We start from the raw sequence: 15403 nt of genomic DNA, 5'->3' as shown, positions 1-15403 counted from the left end.
GAGCCCATCTGAGATGGCCGGGACCAGAAGCGCAGCACGCGCCCGGTGCCCGGCCCCAGCAACAACGAGCACCCTCCCGGAGTAGTCATGGGGGGAGGGACTCCTATCCAGAAATGATTAATGCCTGGTGAGAATCACCTTCTCACCAGGCATTTCGTCGGGCTGACAGGATTTGAACCTGCGACCCCTTGACCCCCAGTCAAGTGCGCTACCAAGCTGCGCTACAGCCCGATTGAATCGCTCGGCGATCCGGAGAAGTACACTAGCGTACTTCCGCTCCTGCAACCAAATTGGTCACTTCTTTCCGCGCCTCTCGCGTGGACGGATCTCGACGTGCACCGGTGATCCGGCGAAGCCGAAGTCCTCGCGCAGCCGTCTGATGATGAACCGCACGTATCCCTGGTCGAACATCCCTGAGGTGAACAGGGCGAAGGTCGGCGGGCAGGTGTGAGCCTGGGTACCGAAGAGGATCCTCGGCTGCTTGCCACCACGCACGGGGTGGGGATGTGCCGCCGCCAGACGTCCGAGGAAGGCATTGAGCTTTCCGGTCGAGATCCTCGTCTCCCAACCTGCGGCAGCCGTCTCGATGGCCTTTTCGAGCTTGTCGACGTTGCGACCCTTGAGAGCAGAGATGTTGACCCGCGGAGCCCAGGAGTAGGCCTGCACGTCACGTTCGATCTCGCGCTCCAGGTAACGACGACGCTCGTCGTCGGTCAGATCCCACTTGTTGTAGGCGATGACCATCGCGCGTCCGGCCTCTTCGACCATGGTGAGGATGCGCAGATCCTGGTCACTGATCGGCTCCGAGGCATCGATGACGACGACGCACACCTCGGCGCGCTCGATGGCCGCTTGGGTACGTAGGGACGCGTAGTACTCGTGTCCGGAGGCTTCCTTGACCCGCTTGCGCAGTCCAGCAGTGTCGATGAACTGGTACAGGGTGCTGCCAACGGTCACCAACTCGTCGACCGGGTCAACCGTCGTCCCGGAGACATCCGAGACTACTGCACGATTCTGACGGGCTAGACGGTTGAGAAGCGAGGACTTGCCGACGTTCGGCCTGCCGACGATGGCAACACGGCGCGGACCACCGGTCGTCTCGTAACTGGCCGGGCTCTCCGGCAGCACCTCGATGAGGGCGTCGAGAAGGTCACCCGATCCGCGACCATGCATGGCGGACACCGGGTGGGGCTCCCCCAGGCCGAGGTTCCACATCGTCGCGGCCTCGGCCTCACCACGCACGTCGTCAACCTTGTTGGCTGCCACGACGATGGGTTTGCGCGACTGTCTCAACACCTGGACGACGGCCTCGTCCTCGTCAGTCGTACCGACATTGGCGTCGACGACGAACAGCACCGCGTCGGCCGTCGAGATGGCCAGCTCAGCTTGCTCAGCGATCATGGCGGCCATGCCTGAGGCATCGGAGGCCCAACCACCGGTGTCTACGAGCACGAACTGACGACCGGACCACTCGGCGTCATAGGACACCCGGTCTCGGGTTACGCCGGGGACATCCTGCACAACAGCCGCTCGGCGTCCGAGGATGCGGTTGACGAGGGTGGACTTACCCACATTGGGCCGCCCGACGACGGCGACGACCGGCTTGGGAAGGGCTTCCTCGGTGCCGTCACTGGGGCCGTCGAGGAACTCGGGCGAGTCGGACATGAGGGCACACTCCTGCTAGGGGACTGAACCACGGTACACGCACTCGCGCCCGTGGGAATATCGTTCAGCGCAGCGACTGAGGAACCAGGCCGATGACGGCGTCGATGACCTGCTCCAGATCGAGATGGGTGGAGTCGACCAAGGTCACCCCTTCAGCGGGCTGCTCAAAGGTGGACACCGTCGAGTCGTCACGGTCACGACGCACGATCGAGTCGATGACCTGTTCCATGTCGACCTTCTCCCCCAACTCAGCCTGACGACGCGCGATGCGAACGGCAGGATCGGCGACCAGGAGCACTCTCACCTGGGCGTCGGGGCACACAACCGTGGTGATGTCGCGACCTTCCATGACGATGCGTCCGCAGTTGGCCGCGATCTGGCGCATGCGAGCGGTGAGGGCGTCTCGAACAGGCTGAATGGTCGCAACCGCAGACACCGTGGCACTGGTCTCCGGATACCGGATCTCCTCGGTGACATCGTCACCGTCGATGACGACGAGGTCGTGGTTGGCAGAGGTGTCAATGTCCAACCGGCAGGTACGAGCCACCTCGATGGCGTCGAGCGGATTGGCCTTCGGATCAATTCCAAGATGGGCAACACGACAGGCCACCGCGCGATACATCGATCCGGTGTCCAGATGGGCCACGTCGAGTCGATTGGCAACCCCGCGAGAGGTCGACGACTTACCGGACCCGCTGGGCCCGTCAATGGCGATGACAAGAGGTGAGGGTGACACGTTCTGCCTGCCTTTCGATGACGATCCGACCAGGCGAGACTATCGGCATCCACCGACAAGGGTCAGGAACGCACCGACCAGCCATGATCGCGCATTGAGGCCCTCAACTGCTCCGCACGATCCGGGGCGACATCGATGGACAGGAAACCAACCTCACGAGCCGGATCATGCTCCACCGACAGGTCCTCGACATTGACCCCAGCAGCCTCGACATCAGCAAACAACCTGGCCAGGCCACCAGGCGCATCGGGAATCTCGACGACGACGACGCTGATCTCCATCATCTGGTGGCCATGCTTACCGGTGATCTTGCGTGCCCCCGACTGCCCGACGCCCAGGAATTCCTCCAGACGGTCCGGGTCGTCCAGACGAGACAGCAGGTCGTCAAGATCGTCACGAATGGCTTCCAGCTGACGACGAACCTCAGTGCGATTGGAGTTGAGGATCTGACGCCACATGGTGGTCTGGGAACGAGCCACTCGCGTGATGTCACGGATCCCCGATCCTGCCAGCCTGAGATGTTGAGGACGAGCATGTCGCAGATTGGCCGCCGTGAGGATGCTCATGAGGTGAGGAAGGTGGGACACCTCGGCGACGGCTCGGTCGTGCTCGTCAGCATCCATGCTCACCACACGAGCGCCGCACGTCCTGGCCAGAGCAATGACCTGCTCGACGTCATCATGCCGGTTGTCAGTACGGGGAGTCACCACCCAGGTGCGGTCGACGAACAGTTCGTCGGAAGCTGTCAATGGGCCTGTGTACTGAGTGCCAGCCATGGGGTGTGAGCCGACATACCTGGTGACATCGACATCTCGACCAGCTGCCAAGTCGATGAGTTCGGCGAGCACCGCTCCCTTGACCGACGCGGTGTCCGTGACGACGGCGTGGGGATGACGGTTGAGGCGCTCGACGATGGTCGAGGCGACTGCGGAGGGTGGGGTTGCCACCACGACGACCCGATACGCATCGTCGTCGAGGCCGTCCAGCTGGCCTGCGCCACGTCCGGCCGCCACCAAGGCGTTGCCGCGATCGATGTCCCACAGGTGGACGTCAGCCCCCGCGGCGACGAGGGCTTTCCCGACTGACGCACCGATGAGTCCTGCACCGACGACGAGAATGGGACCCCTCAAGGCCAGTGCAACGTCCTCAGGACTCGTCACTGTCAGCCTCCAGCACGGTGGCAGCGTCGAGACGGCGGAAATGACGTCGGGTCGAGGCGTGGCGATCGAGTAGTCCCACTTCGATGCTCTCTGGTTCGGCGTCAAGAACGCTCATCGAAGCCCGAACGACCTCAGACACCGACACATGGTCCGGCAGGTCGAAAGACTTCTCAGAAGCCACTCCCATGAGAACGGGATCAGTGCTGGCACGCACGGTCCCGTCGAAGTCAATGGTGTATAAGCGATCCTCGGAAGGGACGAGGCCGAGCTCTGCCACCGTCACCTGGACCTGATAGGGCTTGATATCAGGGCAGGTAAAGACCTTGCCGATAATGCGGGAATACATGCTCGCCAAGCTGCGTCCCGTGACGTCGAGTCGGTCATAGGCGTAGGCACGAAGGTCGGCGAAACGGATGCCCGCCACCCGCAGGTCCTCGGCCTCATGGAAGATCCCGACCGCGGCAAAGGCGAGCCGATCATGGATCTCGGAGATCGACCTCATACCCCTGGGAAGATCTGCACCACGCTGACGGGCAACCAACGCAATGCCCTCCGCGCAACGAGCGACAATGACGCCGTCGCCTCCATCACGGATCGAATCAGACACGAAACTGGCCCGGTCGGCCACCCACTGACTCGGTGGAACGTAGGCAGGAATCGTCATGACTGGACCTCCTCGTGCTCCGCCTCGGCAGTGATCTCGTCGACGACCCGCTTCGCCAACACCGCGACTTCCTCGGTGGGAATCCGCGTGACACCGGTGGAATCGGCATGGGCAACGGTCGGGTACAGACCACGAGACAGATCAGGTCCCGACAGCGCCGAAGTGGTGCTGTCACTGATGGCGGTGTGCAGGGCGCGAATCGCGAGCATGATGGCTTCGTCGCGATCCATCCCGGGGCGGTAACCGTCATCGAGGACATCGGTGGCGAACAGAGTCCCGGACCCGACGCAGGCGTGGGCGTGCTTCTCGGTGCGTCCACCCGTTCCGTCATAGGAAAAGATGCGTCCGCGGTGAGCGAGGTCATCCCACCCGGCCAACAACGGCGTCACAGCCATCCCCTGAGCCATCATTGTGCCGTTCGAGCGCACTAGACTCGACAACCTCGCGGCTCGACCGTCCATGCTGATCCGTTGCCCCTGGATCTTCTCGAGGTGATCAACCTCGGCCTGGAAGAGACGAATCATTTCCCCCGCGAGACCCGCTGCGCCTGCAATTCCGATCACACAGCGATCATCGGTACCGAGGATTCGGTCAATATCTCGCTGATCTGGGTGCCGCGTCATCGCCGATCCGAGATCGGCGGCGGCTATCACGCCCCCGCTGCAACGGATGGCCAGCACCGTTCTGCCGTGCCTCGACAACTCAGGAACACTGGTGTCCACCGTCGTCGGAGGCAGCAGCTCAGGGGCCACACGCCTCAGGAACAGTGCAAACGAATCGGTGGTTGAACTCGATGTGAGGTAATCCTCATCGAGATCGGACAGCGACAGTGGCATGACCCTCCTCGTCACGGATGCACTCGGGATTTCCAGCCTAGCCGACCGATTTGGGTACAGACCCCGATGCGGATACCATCGGTATTCGATACCAGTGGTACTGCCTACGATCCCCTTGCTCTTCCGAAGGACGACAACCTGTGATGCCTACCGCAGTGGAAAGGCCTCATCGCGACGAGGTCAAAAATCGCATACTCGTCGCTGCCACCGAAAATTTCGAACGGGACGGCTATGCCGGCGCGAGTCTGCGTCGCATCGCATCGGATGCCGGATTCACCAAAGGGGCCGTGTACTCCAATTTCGGGTCCAAGCCCGACCTCTTCGGACAGGTGTGCACCGAAAGGCTTGCCAGTGGCGAGAGGGATGTCGTCGATGCCCTCTCCCCCATCTTTTCGAGCGGTGGCAACCCCGACGAGGTCATGAGGCAGATCAGCGAGAAGCTCACGGAGATCCTCCTGGAAGATGCTCCGTGGCAGGTCATTCTCGCGGAATTCCGCGCTCTGGCCCGCCACGACGAGGAGATCGCCGAGGCCTACACAAAACTGCAGAAACAGCGGATCGCTCAACTGGTCGATTTGACGACCCAGTACTGTGTACTCGACCGCGTCAAGTCCGCGGAGGATGCCAACCCACGCAGCCTCGCGGTAGTGGTCCTCAGTCTGGTCAACGTGCTTGCCCTGGAATTCTCGGTGGCCAGTGCAGTCATCGACCAGCAGGTCATAACCGATGTCATCGAACGTTCAATCAGGGGGTTTCTCCAGTGATGCGTTTCTCGAAACGTCCTCCGGTCGACACCCAGGCTCTTGAGGACGCCTCGGGAGTGGTGCTCCACGCCCGCGACTTGAACGCCCAGGGGCGGCAAGGAATGATCTTCGGGCCTCTCGACATGGACCTCGCGCCGCGTCAGCTAGCCGTCATCCATGGCCCCGCCGGCGCCGGAAAGTCCGCCCTGCTGCTGGCCCTCTCCGGACGGTTCCGCAGAACACGCGGAACCCTCATCATCGACGGCATTGATGCGATGGCCGAGCCCTACCGCGCCATTCATCGCACGTCCGTGGCCCGTATCGCCGATTACGTCGTCCCAGAGGATCGCCTGACCCTCAATGAATCAGTCGCCGAGCGATGCCACCTCGATGCTGTCAACCTCAAGACAGCCGAGAGCAGGGTGCGTCAGATCGAGGAAATCGTCGGTTTCCGTATTGACCGTTCCTGCGAGTTCGAGCAGCTCGAAGCCATTGAGCGTGCCGTGACGTCGGTGGCTCTCGCCATGCTGAGGGAGACGAAGGTAGTCGTCATTGACGATGCCGATGTCATGGTTCCCCACAACCAGCAGAGATTGTTGTTCGAGATCTTCTCAAAGCTCACCGAGCTCGACGACTCGACCATCATCGCCGCGACAGTGGACGACGACATGGCGCCGCCCGGATCCCTCGACGTCGAACTGCCGGCCCACAACCGTGCCCATGCGGTCAAGGACATTCATGGCAACAAGGATGTCGACGGTAATTCTCGCGACCCGGAAGCCCCAGAGGTGACACAGATTCCTCTCGAAGGAGAGGAAGAAAACATCGAACCTGAGGTCGACACCAAGACCGATTCCGCGCCCGACGAAGAAACCGAATACAACACTCCGACGGAAAATGCCCATACCGATGACTGCCCCCGGAGATAACGCATGCTGACTCGATTCATCAGACTCGTACAGTTCGAGTTTCGGCGTTTCAAAGGACGCTCCAAGCTCGGCCTCATCTTCATTCTCATTATTCCGCTGCTGTACGGTGGTATTTATCTTCACGCCAACTGGGATCTTTATTCCAATACCGACAAGGTGAAGATTGCGATCGTCAATCATGACAAGCCGGCCACGTTTGATGGTCGGACCGTCGAAGGTGGCAAGGAATTCCAGGAAACGCTGAAGAAGAACCCACGATTCGACTGGCAGTTCCTCGGAACCGATGAGGACAAGGCCTATCAGGGTCTTCGTGACGCCGAGTACTTCATGGTCATCGAGGTACCCGAGAACTTCTCGACGAGCATCGTGTCTGCCGGTGACTTCAAGCCGGCTCGGGCGACACTCAAGCTCCACCGCGACGACGCAAACGGATTCATCATCGGTCTGTTGACCTCACAGGTTCAGACAGCCCTTGAGCAGGCCTTGGACCAAAGTGTGTCCGAGACCTACTTCAATGCACTCTTCGTCAACCTGGGGGTCATCAAGGACTCATTGACGAAAGCGTCCGAGGGTTCAGCAACACTCGACTCCGGCATGAAAACCCTTGACGCCGGCGTCAATGAGATGAACACCAAGGTCCTGGGGGCAACCAAGGCCGTTGGCGACTCCACCGCAACCGTTAACAAGGTGAATTCCGCACTGGCGAACGCCGATTCGGCAGCGGCCAAGACGTCGATGGCAGTAGGCCAGACCAGGGTGGGCGCCCAAGCCATCACCGGCGCCGCACAAAGCGTCATGGCCGATGCCCAGGCCGTCAATTCTGCAATGATTCCGCTCATCAACAATGTGACCAAGAACCTTCCTGCTTTACAGAAACAGTCCGGTAACCTCGTCTCCGCGACGGCGACGTTGCAGAATCCCAACGGAAATTCTGTCGTCAAGATTCAGCACGATGTGACCGGGGCGGCGAACAAAGCATCGGCTCTTGCTGCCAAACATCCTGAACTTGCCGATGATCCTGACTACATCGCATTGACCAAGCAAATAAATGGCGCCGCAAGTTCAACGACAACCGTGTCGTCCAATATTGCGGCGGTCGCAAATATCTCGGCCGGTCTCAATCTGAGCCTCAACCAGCAGAATGCTGACACCCTGGCCGACAATGCCAAGGCCTCGCTGAATCGTCTCAACAAGGATGCTCAGCAGGTCAACAATGGCCTTGAGACGATCAACGGTGCCATGGACAACGCTGATTCGGCTGCGAAGGATCTCAACAAGGCTGTCAACAACGCCACCGACGCCGGCCGCGACTTCACCGCGAAAGCTCCGGAAATTGCCTCTGGCGTCATGCAGTTGAGCAATGGTCTGGGACAGCTCAAGGCGGGTGCTGACGCTCTGTCCAAGGGAGCGACAAAGCTCCATCAAGGCCTCGATACCGGTGCCAAGCAGATTCCCGGCATGACGGATGATCAGCGCACCAATCTGGCCGATGTCATGAGTTCCCCAGTCGACGTCGAGCAGACCATCCTTCACTCCGCGAAGTACTACGGACGTGGCCTCGCGCCGATGTTCTTCTCCATCGCCATGTGGATCGCCTGCATCTCAACCTTCCTCGTCGTGCGTACCTTCTCCGGTCGTGCCATGACTGGTCGGGCCAACGCCCTGTCGATCGCGCTCGTCGGTTTCGGCCCGCTGGCGGTGATCGCCTTGGTTGGTGCGTACATCATGGCCTTCGGCGTCTGGTTGACCTTGGGACTCGACCCGGTCCATCCCTGGTACTTCATAGGTTTTGTGACATTGACATCACTGTCATGGATGATGCTGGCCTTCTGGATGAGACTCATCTTCGGCTCGCCACAGACAGCCATCTTCCTCATCCTCCTGGTGCTCCAGCTGCCCACATGTGGTGGAACCTTCCCTGTCACGATGCTGCCGCCGGTCTATCAGAAACTGGCTGTCGTCATGCCGATGAAGTACTCCGTCGACGCCTTCCGCGTCCTCATCTCAGGTGGACCGATGTCGACGATGGCGCTTGGATTCGCCGTCGAGGGTGGCATCCTCATCATCTCGACGATCATCACCTTGGCCCTTGTCCATCGCCACAAGCTGTTCCGTATGCGTGACCTGCACCCGCCGATGATCACATCGACCTCCACGGCCGACTTCGCCTTCTCCGTGAGGCCGCGATGAATGACGAGCTGGCATCGCCCTCGGTACGACGAGCTCTCGTCGCCGACATCATCTGCGTAATCCTGTTCGCAACGATTGGACGCGCCAGTCACGGGGAGGCCCTCTCCCCCGGCGGCCTGCTACGAACCGGCACTCCGTTCGTGCTGGGACTTGCCGTCGGTTGGGTCATCGTCGTGACGGCCCGTATCCCGGCACAGCGCTGGCTGGCTGGACTGGTTCTGTGGGCGTCCACCCTCCTCGTGGGAATGGTGGTTCGCTACTTCACCGATCAGGGGGTGGCAGTCGCCTTCATCATCGTGGCGGCAAGCTTCCTGGCTCTCACCCTCATCGGGTGGCGCGCCGTGATGATCGGCATCAGGACGGCGCGTCGCAGGAAACGGCAGGTGTGACGGCAAGAGGGCCGGCGAGTGAACCCCGCCGGCCCTCTTCTGTGGTTGTTGATGAAACCGTGCGGTTGAACGCGTCAGCGGCACAGCCACAACGTGGTCATGCGACCCCAACCATCACTTCTCCTCCTTCGGCAACCGCCACTGATCGTGCTCGGTGATGTTGCGTGGACGAGGTCCGTGATAGTCAGGCCCGTAAGCGCCCGGAGCAGGGCGACGCTTACGCACGGGCGCCGTCACACCAGGAGCAAGCCGACGTGAAATGACGAGGAAGCCGGTGTGGCCCGTCGACCCGTGAGCCGGACGGATGGCCAAGCCTTCAGCGTGCCAGTCCCGGGTCGTCGTCTCGGTGGCCTGCGGCTCCGTCCACCCACCATCGGCACGAAGAGTGTCCATCACCCGACCCATCTGGGTCGTGGTGGCGACATAGCAGCACAGCACGCCGCCCGGAACCAAGACCTTGCCAACCGTCTCGACGCACTCCCATGGGGCAAGCATGTCGAGGATGGCGCGGTCGATCGGCTCGGACGTAATGCCCGTCACCAGATCGGAGACCTTGAGGTCCCAGGTGGACGGCACCTCACCATAGAAGGACTCGACGTTCTTGTGGGCGACGTCAGCGAACTCCTGCCGCCTCTCATAGGAATGCAGGCGTCCGTTCGGCCCAATGGCGCGCAGCAATGGGATCGACAGGCCGCCGGACCCGACTCCAGCCTCCAGCACGCGCGCCCCGGGGAAGATGTCGGCCCACATCGTGATCTGGGCCGCCTCCTTGGGGTAGATGATCGCGGCCTCACGCGGCATGGAGACGGTGAACTCGCTGAGAATCGGTCGCATGGCCAGGAACTGCAAGCCGCCGACGGAGGTGACGACGACTCCCTGAGGCCCGCCGATGAGGTCGTCGTGGCGCACTGCCCCCTTCGTGGTGTGGAAGATGCCACCCGACTGCAGGACGATCGAGTGTTTGCGCCCCTTGGGATCAGTGAGGGTGATCCGCTCCCCAGCACGCAGGACTCCCCCGCCGCCATTGGCCACCGGAGCAGCAGGCTCGTCGGCAAGGTGCCACAGGCTGACGAGATCAGCCAGTGACAGACCGGACAGGTCCGGGCGATGAACCCGGCGAGGTCCAGGACCGGCCTCGGCCAGCCCGTCAACGGTGAGCACCGCGGCCCCAGCGGTCGTCGCTGAGGTAGTCCCCTTGGGGGAATCCTCGATCGCCAGACAGTCGGCGATGTCGACGCCAAGCCTTTCGGCAGCCAACAAGTACGGATCTGGCGCCGGTTTGGCCGTCCCCGGGGTGACGTCGTCGAAGGTCACAACGGTGTCAAAGGAGTTGCCGATACGGTCATGGATGGCCTCAAGCACCGGCTCGACGACAGCGTGCGCCGATCCCGTCACGATCGCCATGGGGACACCGGCCTCACGGATCTCTGTCAGCAGGTCCAGCACACCCGGACGCCACGGCACCTCTCGTTCCCGGTTGAAGGTCGAGACCATCGTGATGAGCTGGTGCCGCACATCCTCGGTGGTTGCCGATTCCCCAATCTCTCCGGCCATCGCCTCGCAGACATCGGTCATCGGTCCGCCAGTGAAGCTACTGGCCTTTTCGGACTCCCACATGATTCCGTGGGAGGACAGAATCGCCAGTTCTGCCTCGACCCAGCGAGGTTCTGTATCGACGAGGGTCCCGTCAAAGTCCCACAACACCGCCGCAAAACGGTCGGCAGTCGAGGTGTGCAAGGACGTCTCACTTGGCGTTGAAATAGTTGGCCTCCGGATGATGGACGACGAAGGCGTCGGTGGACTGTTCTGGATGGAGTTGAAACTCCTCCGACAGCTCCACACCGATCCTCGCCGGGTTGAGCAGTTTCACCACCTTGGCCCTGTCCTCGAGGTTCGGGCAGGCGGCGTACCCGAAACTGTACCGGCAGCCCCGGTAGGTCTGATGGTCGATGGCATCGGTGACAGAGGTACTGTCGTCGTCAATCCTCAATTCATGACGCACACGGGCGTGCCACATCTCGGCGAGAGCTTCGGTCAACTGGACGGACAGCCCGTGCAACTCGAGGTACTCCCGGTAGGAATTGGCCTCGAAGAGTCGTTGGGTGGCAGCCGAGACCGCCTTTCCCATCGTCACCAGCTGGAAACCAATGACGTCCGGGCCGTACTCGCCGGCCTCGTCGGCGTCGCGAAAGAAGTCAGCCAGGCAGAGCTTCCGACCACTACTTTGGCGTGGGAAGGTGAACCGGGTGACCTCCTTCGAGGTGTCCTCGGGGTCCAGGACGATGAGGTCGTGCCCCTGGGAGAAGCACGGCCAGTAGCCATCGGCCACGCCGAACTGGGCCAGATTCTCCTGCCGGATGCGGTCCAGGAGAAGCCGCAAACGCGGCCGAGCCACCTCATTGACCATGCGATCCCAGGAACCGTCGCTGCGCGAACCCTTGAGCCCCCACCGGCCCATGAAGGTGGCGCGCTCGTCGAGCCAGACCAGCACGTCGGCCAACGGAATACCCGTCGAGACTCTCGAACCCCAGAACGGCGGGGTCGGGATCTCGACCGACCCTGGAACGGGTCGGGCCACATCGGCGCGCGGGGCATCGTCATCAGAAGTCATGTCGTCGGTCTCAACAGTGACCTGTTTGACCTTGATACGACGACGTCGAGGCTTCGGGAGTTCAGCTCCCGGAACCCCCTTCTTGACGGCCATCACGGAATCCATGAGGCGAAGTCCCTCGAAGGCGTCCCTTGCGTAGCGCACCTCGCCCTCGAACAGGTCGTTGAGGTCCTCCTCGACGAATGTCCTCGTCAGGGCCGCACCACCGAGCATGACTGGGTACTTGGAGGCCAGTCCGGCCTGGTTCAACTCGAGCAGGTTGTCCTTCATGACCATCGTCGACTTCACCAGCAGACCAGACATGCCGATGACGTCAGCCCGATAGGTCTCGGCGGCCTCGATGATCGCCGTCACCGGCTGCTTGATGCCCAAATTGACGACGTGATAGCCGTTGTTGGAGACGATGATGTCGACGAGGTTCTTGCCGATGTCGTGGACGTCACCCTTGACCGTGGCGAGCACCAGGGTGCCCTTGCCGGAGGTGTCCGACTTGTCCATGTGAGGCTCGAGGTGAGCGACTGCCACCTTCATGACCTCCGCGGACTGCAGCACGAAGGGAAGCTGCATCTTGCCCGACCCGAAGAGGTCGCCAACCACCTGCATACCGGCCAGCAGATCCTCGTTCACGATGTCGAGAGCAGTCTTAGACTCCATGGCCTCGTCGAGGTCATCCTCCAGGCCCTTGGCATTGCCGTCGATGATGCGCTGCTTGAGGCGCTCGAACAGCGGCATGGCGGCCAGCTCGGCCTCGCGCTCGGCACGCATCGAGGCAGCCGTCACTCCCTCGAAGAGTTCCAGGAAGCGACTGAGCGGGTCATAACCGTCATGACGCCGGTCGTGGACGAGGTCGAGGGCGACCTCGCGCTGTTCCTCCGGAATGCGATCGATCGGCAGGATCTTCGCGGTGTGGACGATGGCCGAGTCCAGCCCGGCCTTGACGGCCTCGTGGAGGAAGACCGAGTTGAGGACGATGCGGGCTGCCGGGTTGAGGCCGAAGGAGATGTTCGAGACACCGAGGGTGGTACGCACACCCGGGTAACGCTTCTTAATCTCGGCGATGGCGTTGATGGTCTCCAGACCGTCGCGACGGGTCTCCTCCTGACCAGTGCCGATCGGGAAGGTGAGGCAGTCGACGAGGATGTCACCGATGTCCATGCCCCAGTTGTCGACGAGATCATCGATGAGGCGAGAGGCCACCCGTACCTTCCACTCGGCAGTGCGTGCCTGGCCCTCCTCGTCAATGGTGAGTGCGACGACTCCAGCCCCATTCTCGACGACCATCGGCATGACGCGCTGGTAGCGCGATCCAGGACCGTCCCCGTCCTCGAAGTTCACCGAGTTGATGATGCAGCGACCGGGCAGATGCTCCAGACCAGCAGCCAGGACGTCGGGCTCGGTGGAGTCAAGGATGATTGGCAGCGTGCAGGAGGTGGCCAGTCGGGCGCTGAGTTCGGACATGTCCGCCACGCCATCGCGACCGACGTAGTCGACGCACAGGTCGAGCAAGTGGGCGCCGTCGCGGGTCTGGGCCCTGGCGATGTCAACACACTCATCCCAGTTCTGGGCCAACATCGCTTCACGGAAGGCCTTGGAACCGTTGGCGTTGGTGCGCTCGCCAATGGCCAGATAGGCGGTGTCCTGGCTCAACGGGACGTCGTTGTACAGGGAGGCAACGGCGTCGGCGTGGTGAATCTCGCGCTCGGGAACCGGTCGACCTGAAACCCGCTCGGCAATGGCACGGATGTGGTCAGGGGTGGTACCGCAGCAGCCACCGACGACCGACAGGCCGTAACGATCAACGTAGTCGTCCAGAACGGGGGCGAGATCGTCAGGACCGAGGGGATAACGGGCCCCCTCCCCCGTGATCTCGGGCAGGCCAGCGTTCGGCATGCACATGATCGGTACCTGTGCTCCGCGGGACAGGGTACGCAGGTGCTCGGCCATCTCGGCGGGTCCGGTGGCGCAGTTGAGGCCGAGGGCGTCGACGCCGAGAGATTCCAGCACCGTCAATGCTGCACCGGTCTCCGACCCCATGAGCATGGTTCCGGTGGTCTCGACGGTGAAGTCGACGAGAATAGGCAGGTCGACCTTGCGCGCGGTGGCGGCACGATGAGCGCCTATGATTGCGGCGCGAGCCTGCAAGAGGTCCTGGCAGGTCTCGATCTGGACACCGTCGGCGCCCGCGTCAATCATGGCCTCGATGACCTGCTGGTAGACATCGCGGATGGCGGCGAAACCAATCTGGCGAAGGGTCGGCAGCTTGGTTCCCGGACCGATCGATCCAACGACGTAATGCGGCTTGTCCGTACGCTTGTCAGCTGCCTCACGAGCCAGTTTCGTGGCAGCAGATGCCAGTTCGACAGCACGCGGAGCGATGCCGTACTCCGTCAGGGCTGGCAAGTTCACGCCGAAGGTGTTGGTCTCGATGATGTCAGCCCCGGCATCCAGGTAGACGTCATGAATGCCGGAGATGACATCAGGTCGGGTGACATTGAGTATCTCGTTGCAGCCCTCAAGTCCCTGGAAGTCATCCATCGTGAGATCGCTGCTCTGCAGCATCGTGCCCATGGCGCCATCAATGACGAGAACGTGCCGGGACAGAGCGGTGCGAAGGGTCATGGGTTCCAGCCTAGGGGTCAGGCTAGCCTTGGCACCATGCGATTTCGACACATGGACCGGCCATGGGTCGTGGTGGCCTTCAGTGGCTGGAACGACGCCGGCTCGGCCGCCACCCAAGCGGCGACCCTCATCGCTGAGTACTCCGAGGCAAAAACCTGGCGGACGATTGGTGGCGAGGAGTTCCACGACTTCCGTCAGACCCGTCCTGCCATCACCGTCATGAATGACGTCGAAATCGTCAACTGGCCGTGCACGACGATCCGTGTTGGCAGGTGGCAAGGCCAGCCGATCGTCATCGTCACCGGTCCTGAGCCAAGTCTGCGCTGGCGAACCTACTGCTTCCGCTTGCTGCGGCGACTACGCAAGCTCAAACCGGCTGGTCTCGTCGTGCTTGGCGCGATGGCCACTGATGTCGCCCACACACGGCAATTGCCCGTGATGGTCTCGACGACCGACCCTGACCTCGTCAGTGCCCTGGGGGCGGAGAAGCTCGAGTACGACGGCCCGACGGGCATCCCCTTCGTCCTTGTCACAGAGGCACGGCACCACGACTTCAACGCCATCGGGCTGTGGGTCGGTGTGCCGCAATACGCCTGTGAATCCCCTTGCCCTCCGGCTGTGCAGTCCCTCCTTGTCCGGATCGAGGAACTCACCGGGATTGCCGTGCCGCAAGCTGGTCTCGAGGAGGACAAGCGAGAATGGGTCGGAGCCATTGACGAGGCCCTGTCTGAGCATCCCGAACTGGCCGAGTACGTCGCAGCCCTCGAGACGGAACAGGATGCCACCCTGCCCGAGGGGCTTACGGGAGACGTCCTGGCCGTGGAGTTTCAGTCCTATCTACGCCACCGCGGTACCTGACCG

General features: G+C 62.0%; 12 protein-coding genes and 1 tRNA gene. 5 read left to right on the top strand and 8 right to left on the bottom strand.

Annotated elements, in window-relative coordinates:
- Window positions 1–157 precede the first annotated feature (157 nt).
- The 6 genes from AC6I1W_RS08785 to prcB form a co-directional block, all read right to left on the bottom strand.
- A tRNA-Pro gene (locus AC6I1W_RS08785) sits at window positions 158–231 on the bottom strand.
- A gap of 63 nt (window positions 232–294) precedes the next feature.
- Window positions 295–1665: a ribosome biogenesis GTPase Der gene (der, locus tag AC6I1W_RS08780; RefSeq protein ID WP_065672784.1), complete on the bottom strand. Its 1371-nt coding sequence runs from the start codon at window positions 1663–1665 to the stop codon at window positions 295–297.
- Window positions 1666–1729: 64 nt separating this feature from the next.
- Entirely contained in the window at window positions 1730–2401 is a 672-nt protein-coding gene (gene cmk / locus AC6I1W_RS08775; protein WP_081302575.1) for a (d)CMP kinase, read from the bottom strand.
- 62 nt (window positions 2402–2463) lie between these two features.
- Complete coding sequence (locus AC6I1W_RS08770) at window positions 2464–3627, bottom strand: prephenate dehydrogenase (protein WP_260186314.1); 1164 nt, start codon at window positions 3625–3627, stop codon at window positions 2464–2466.
- Entirely contained in the window at window positions 3548–4225 is a 678-nt protein-coding gene (gene prcA / locus AC6I1W_RS08765) for a proteasome subunit alpha (protein WP_065672782.1), read from the bottom strand. Before prcA ends, AC6I1W_RS08770 begins: the two co-directional genes overlap by 80 nt.
- Complete coding sequence (prcB, locus tag AC6I1W_RS08760; RefSeq protein WP_065672781.1) at window positions 4222–5061, bottom strand: proteasome subunit beta; 840 nt, start codon at window positions 5059–5061, stop codon at window positions 4222–4224. Before prcB ends, prcA begins: the two co-directional genes overlap by 4 nt.
- 143 nt (window positions 5062–5204) lie before the next feature.
- Here prcB and AC6I1W_RS08755 point away from each other — a divergent pair, with 143 nt between their 5' ends.
- The 4 genes from AC6I1W_RS08755 to AC6I1W_RS08740 are packed head-to-tail and all read left to right on the top strand — an operon-like array spanning window position 5205 to window position 9312.
- A complete protein-coding gene (locus AC6I1W_RS08755; protein WP_036975990.1) occupies window positions 5205–5825 on the top strand; it encodes a TetR/AcrR family transcriptional regulator in 621 nt (206 codons plus the stop codon).
- Window positions 5825–6733 (top strand): ATP-binding cassette domain-containing protein, encoded by a 909-nt coding sequence (locus tag AC6I1W_RS08750; protein ID WP_117189098.1) that lies wholly within the window; start codon window positions 5825–5827, stop codon window positions 6731–6733. The genes AC6I1W_RS08755 and AC6I1W_RS08750 overlap by 1 nt, the downstream gene beginning before the upstream one ends.
- Before the next feature lie 3 nt (window positions 6734–6736).
- Entirely contained in the window at window positions 6737–8923 is a 2187-nt protein-coding gene (locus tag AC6I1W_RS08745; RefSeq protein WP_117189096.1) for a YhgE/Pip domain-containing protein, read from the top strand.
- Window positions 8920–9312, top strand: a complete 393-nt coding sequence (locus AC6I1W_RS08740; protein ID WP_065672778.1) for a DUF3054 domain-containing protein — start codon at window positions 8920–8922, stop codon at window positions 9310–9312. Before AC6I1W_RS08745 ends, AC6I1W_RS08740 begins: the two co-directional genes overlap by 4 nt.
- A gap of 114 nt (window positions 9313–9426) precedes the next feature.
- Here the strand turns inward: AC6I1W_RS08740 and AC6I1W_RS08735 are convergent, their stop codons facing one another.
- Window positions 9427–11049 (bottom strand): HAD-IA family hydrolase, encoded by a 1623-nt coding sequence (locus AC6I1W_RS08735; protein ID WP_117189093.1) that lies wholly within the window; start codon window positions 11047–11049, stop codon window positions 9427–9429.
- A 7-nt stretch (window positions 11050–11056) separates the two neighbouring features.
- Complete coding sequence (gene metH / locus AC6I1W_RS08730; RefSeq protein ID WP_117189091.1) at window positions 11057–14542, bottom strand: methionine synthase; 3486 nt, start codon at window positions 14540–14542, stop codon at window positions 11057–11059.
- A 51-nt stretch (window positions 14543–14593) separates the two neighbouring features.
- Between metH and AC6I1W_RS08725 the strand changes: the two genes are divergently transcribed.
- Entirely contained in the window at window positions 14594–15400 is an 807-nt protein-coding gene (locus AC6I1W_RS08725; protein WP_065672775.1) for a proteasome assembly chaperone family protein, read from the top strand.
- Window positions 15401–15403: the final 3 nt, after the last annotated feature.

The organism is Cutibacterium sp. KB22876 (assembly GCF_059728865.1).
This window is presented reverse-complemented; position numbering and strand designations above follow the sequence as displayed.

What these genes read in the sequence shown, in the direction of transcription:
- der (WP_065672784.1), bottom strand. Translation starts at nt 1,665, where the DNA reads ATGTCCGACTCGCCCGAGTTCCTCGACGGCCCCAGTGACGGCACCGAG.
- prcA (WP_065672782.1), bottom strand. Translation starts at nt 4,225, where the DNA reads ATGACGATTCCTGCCTACGTTCCACCGAGTCAGTGGGTGGCCGACCGG.
- prcB (WP_065672781.1), bottom strand. Translation starts at nt 5,061, where the DNA reads ATGCCACTGTCGCTGTCCGATCTCGATGAGGATTACCTCACATCGAGT.
- AC6I1W_RS08755 (WP_036975990.1), top strand. Translation starts at nt 5,205, where the DNA reads ATGCCTACCGCAGTGGAAAGGCCTCATCGCGACGAGGTCAAAAATCGC.
- AC6I1W_RS08750 (WP_117189098.1), top strand. Translation starts at nt 5,825, where the DNA reads ATGCGTTTCTCGAAACGTCCTCCGGTCGACACCCAGGCTCTTGAGGAC.
- AC6I1W_RS08745 (WP_117189096.1), top strand. Translation starts at nt 6,737, where the DNA reads ATGCTGACTCGATTCATCAGACTCGTACAGTTCGAGTTTCGGCGTTTC.
- AC6I1W_RS08740 (WP_065672778.1), top strand. Translation starts at nt 8,920, where the DNA reads ATGAATGACGAGCTGGCATCGCCCTCGGTACGACGAGCTCTCGTCGCC.
- metH (WP_117189091.1), bottom strand. Translation starts at nt 14,542, where the DNA reads ATGACCCTTCGCACCGCTCTGTCCCGGCACGTTCTCGTCATTGATGGC.
- AC6I1W_RS08725 (WP_065672775.1), top strand. Translation starts at nt 14,594, where the DNA reads ATGGACCGGCCATGGGTCGTGGTGGCCTTCAGTGGCTGGAACGACGCC.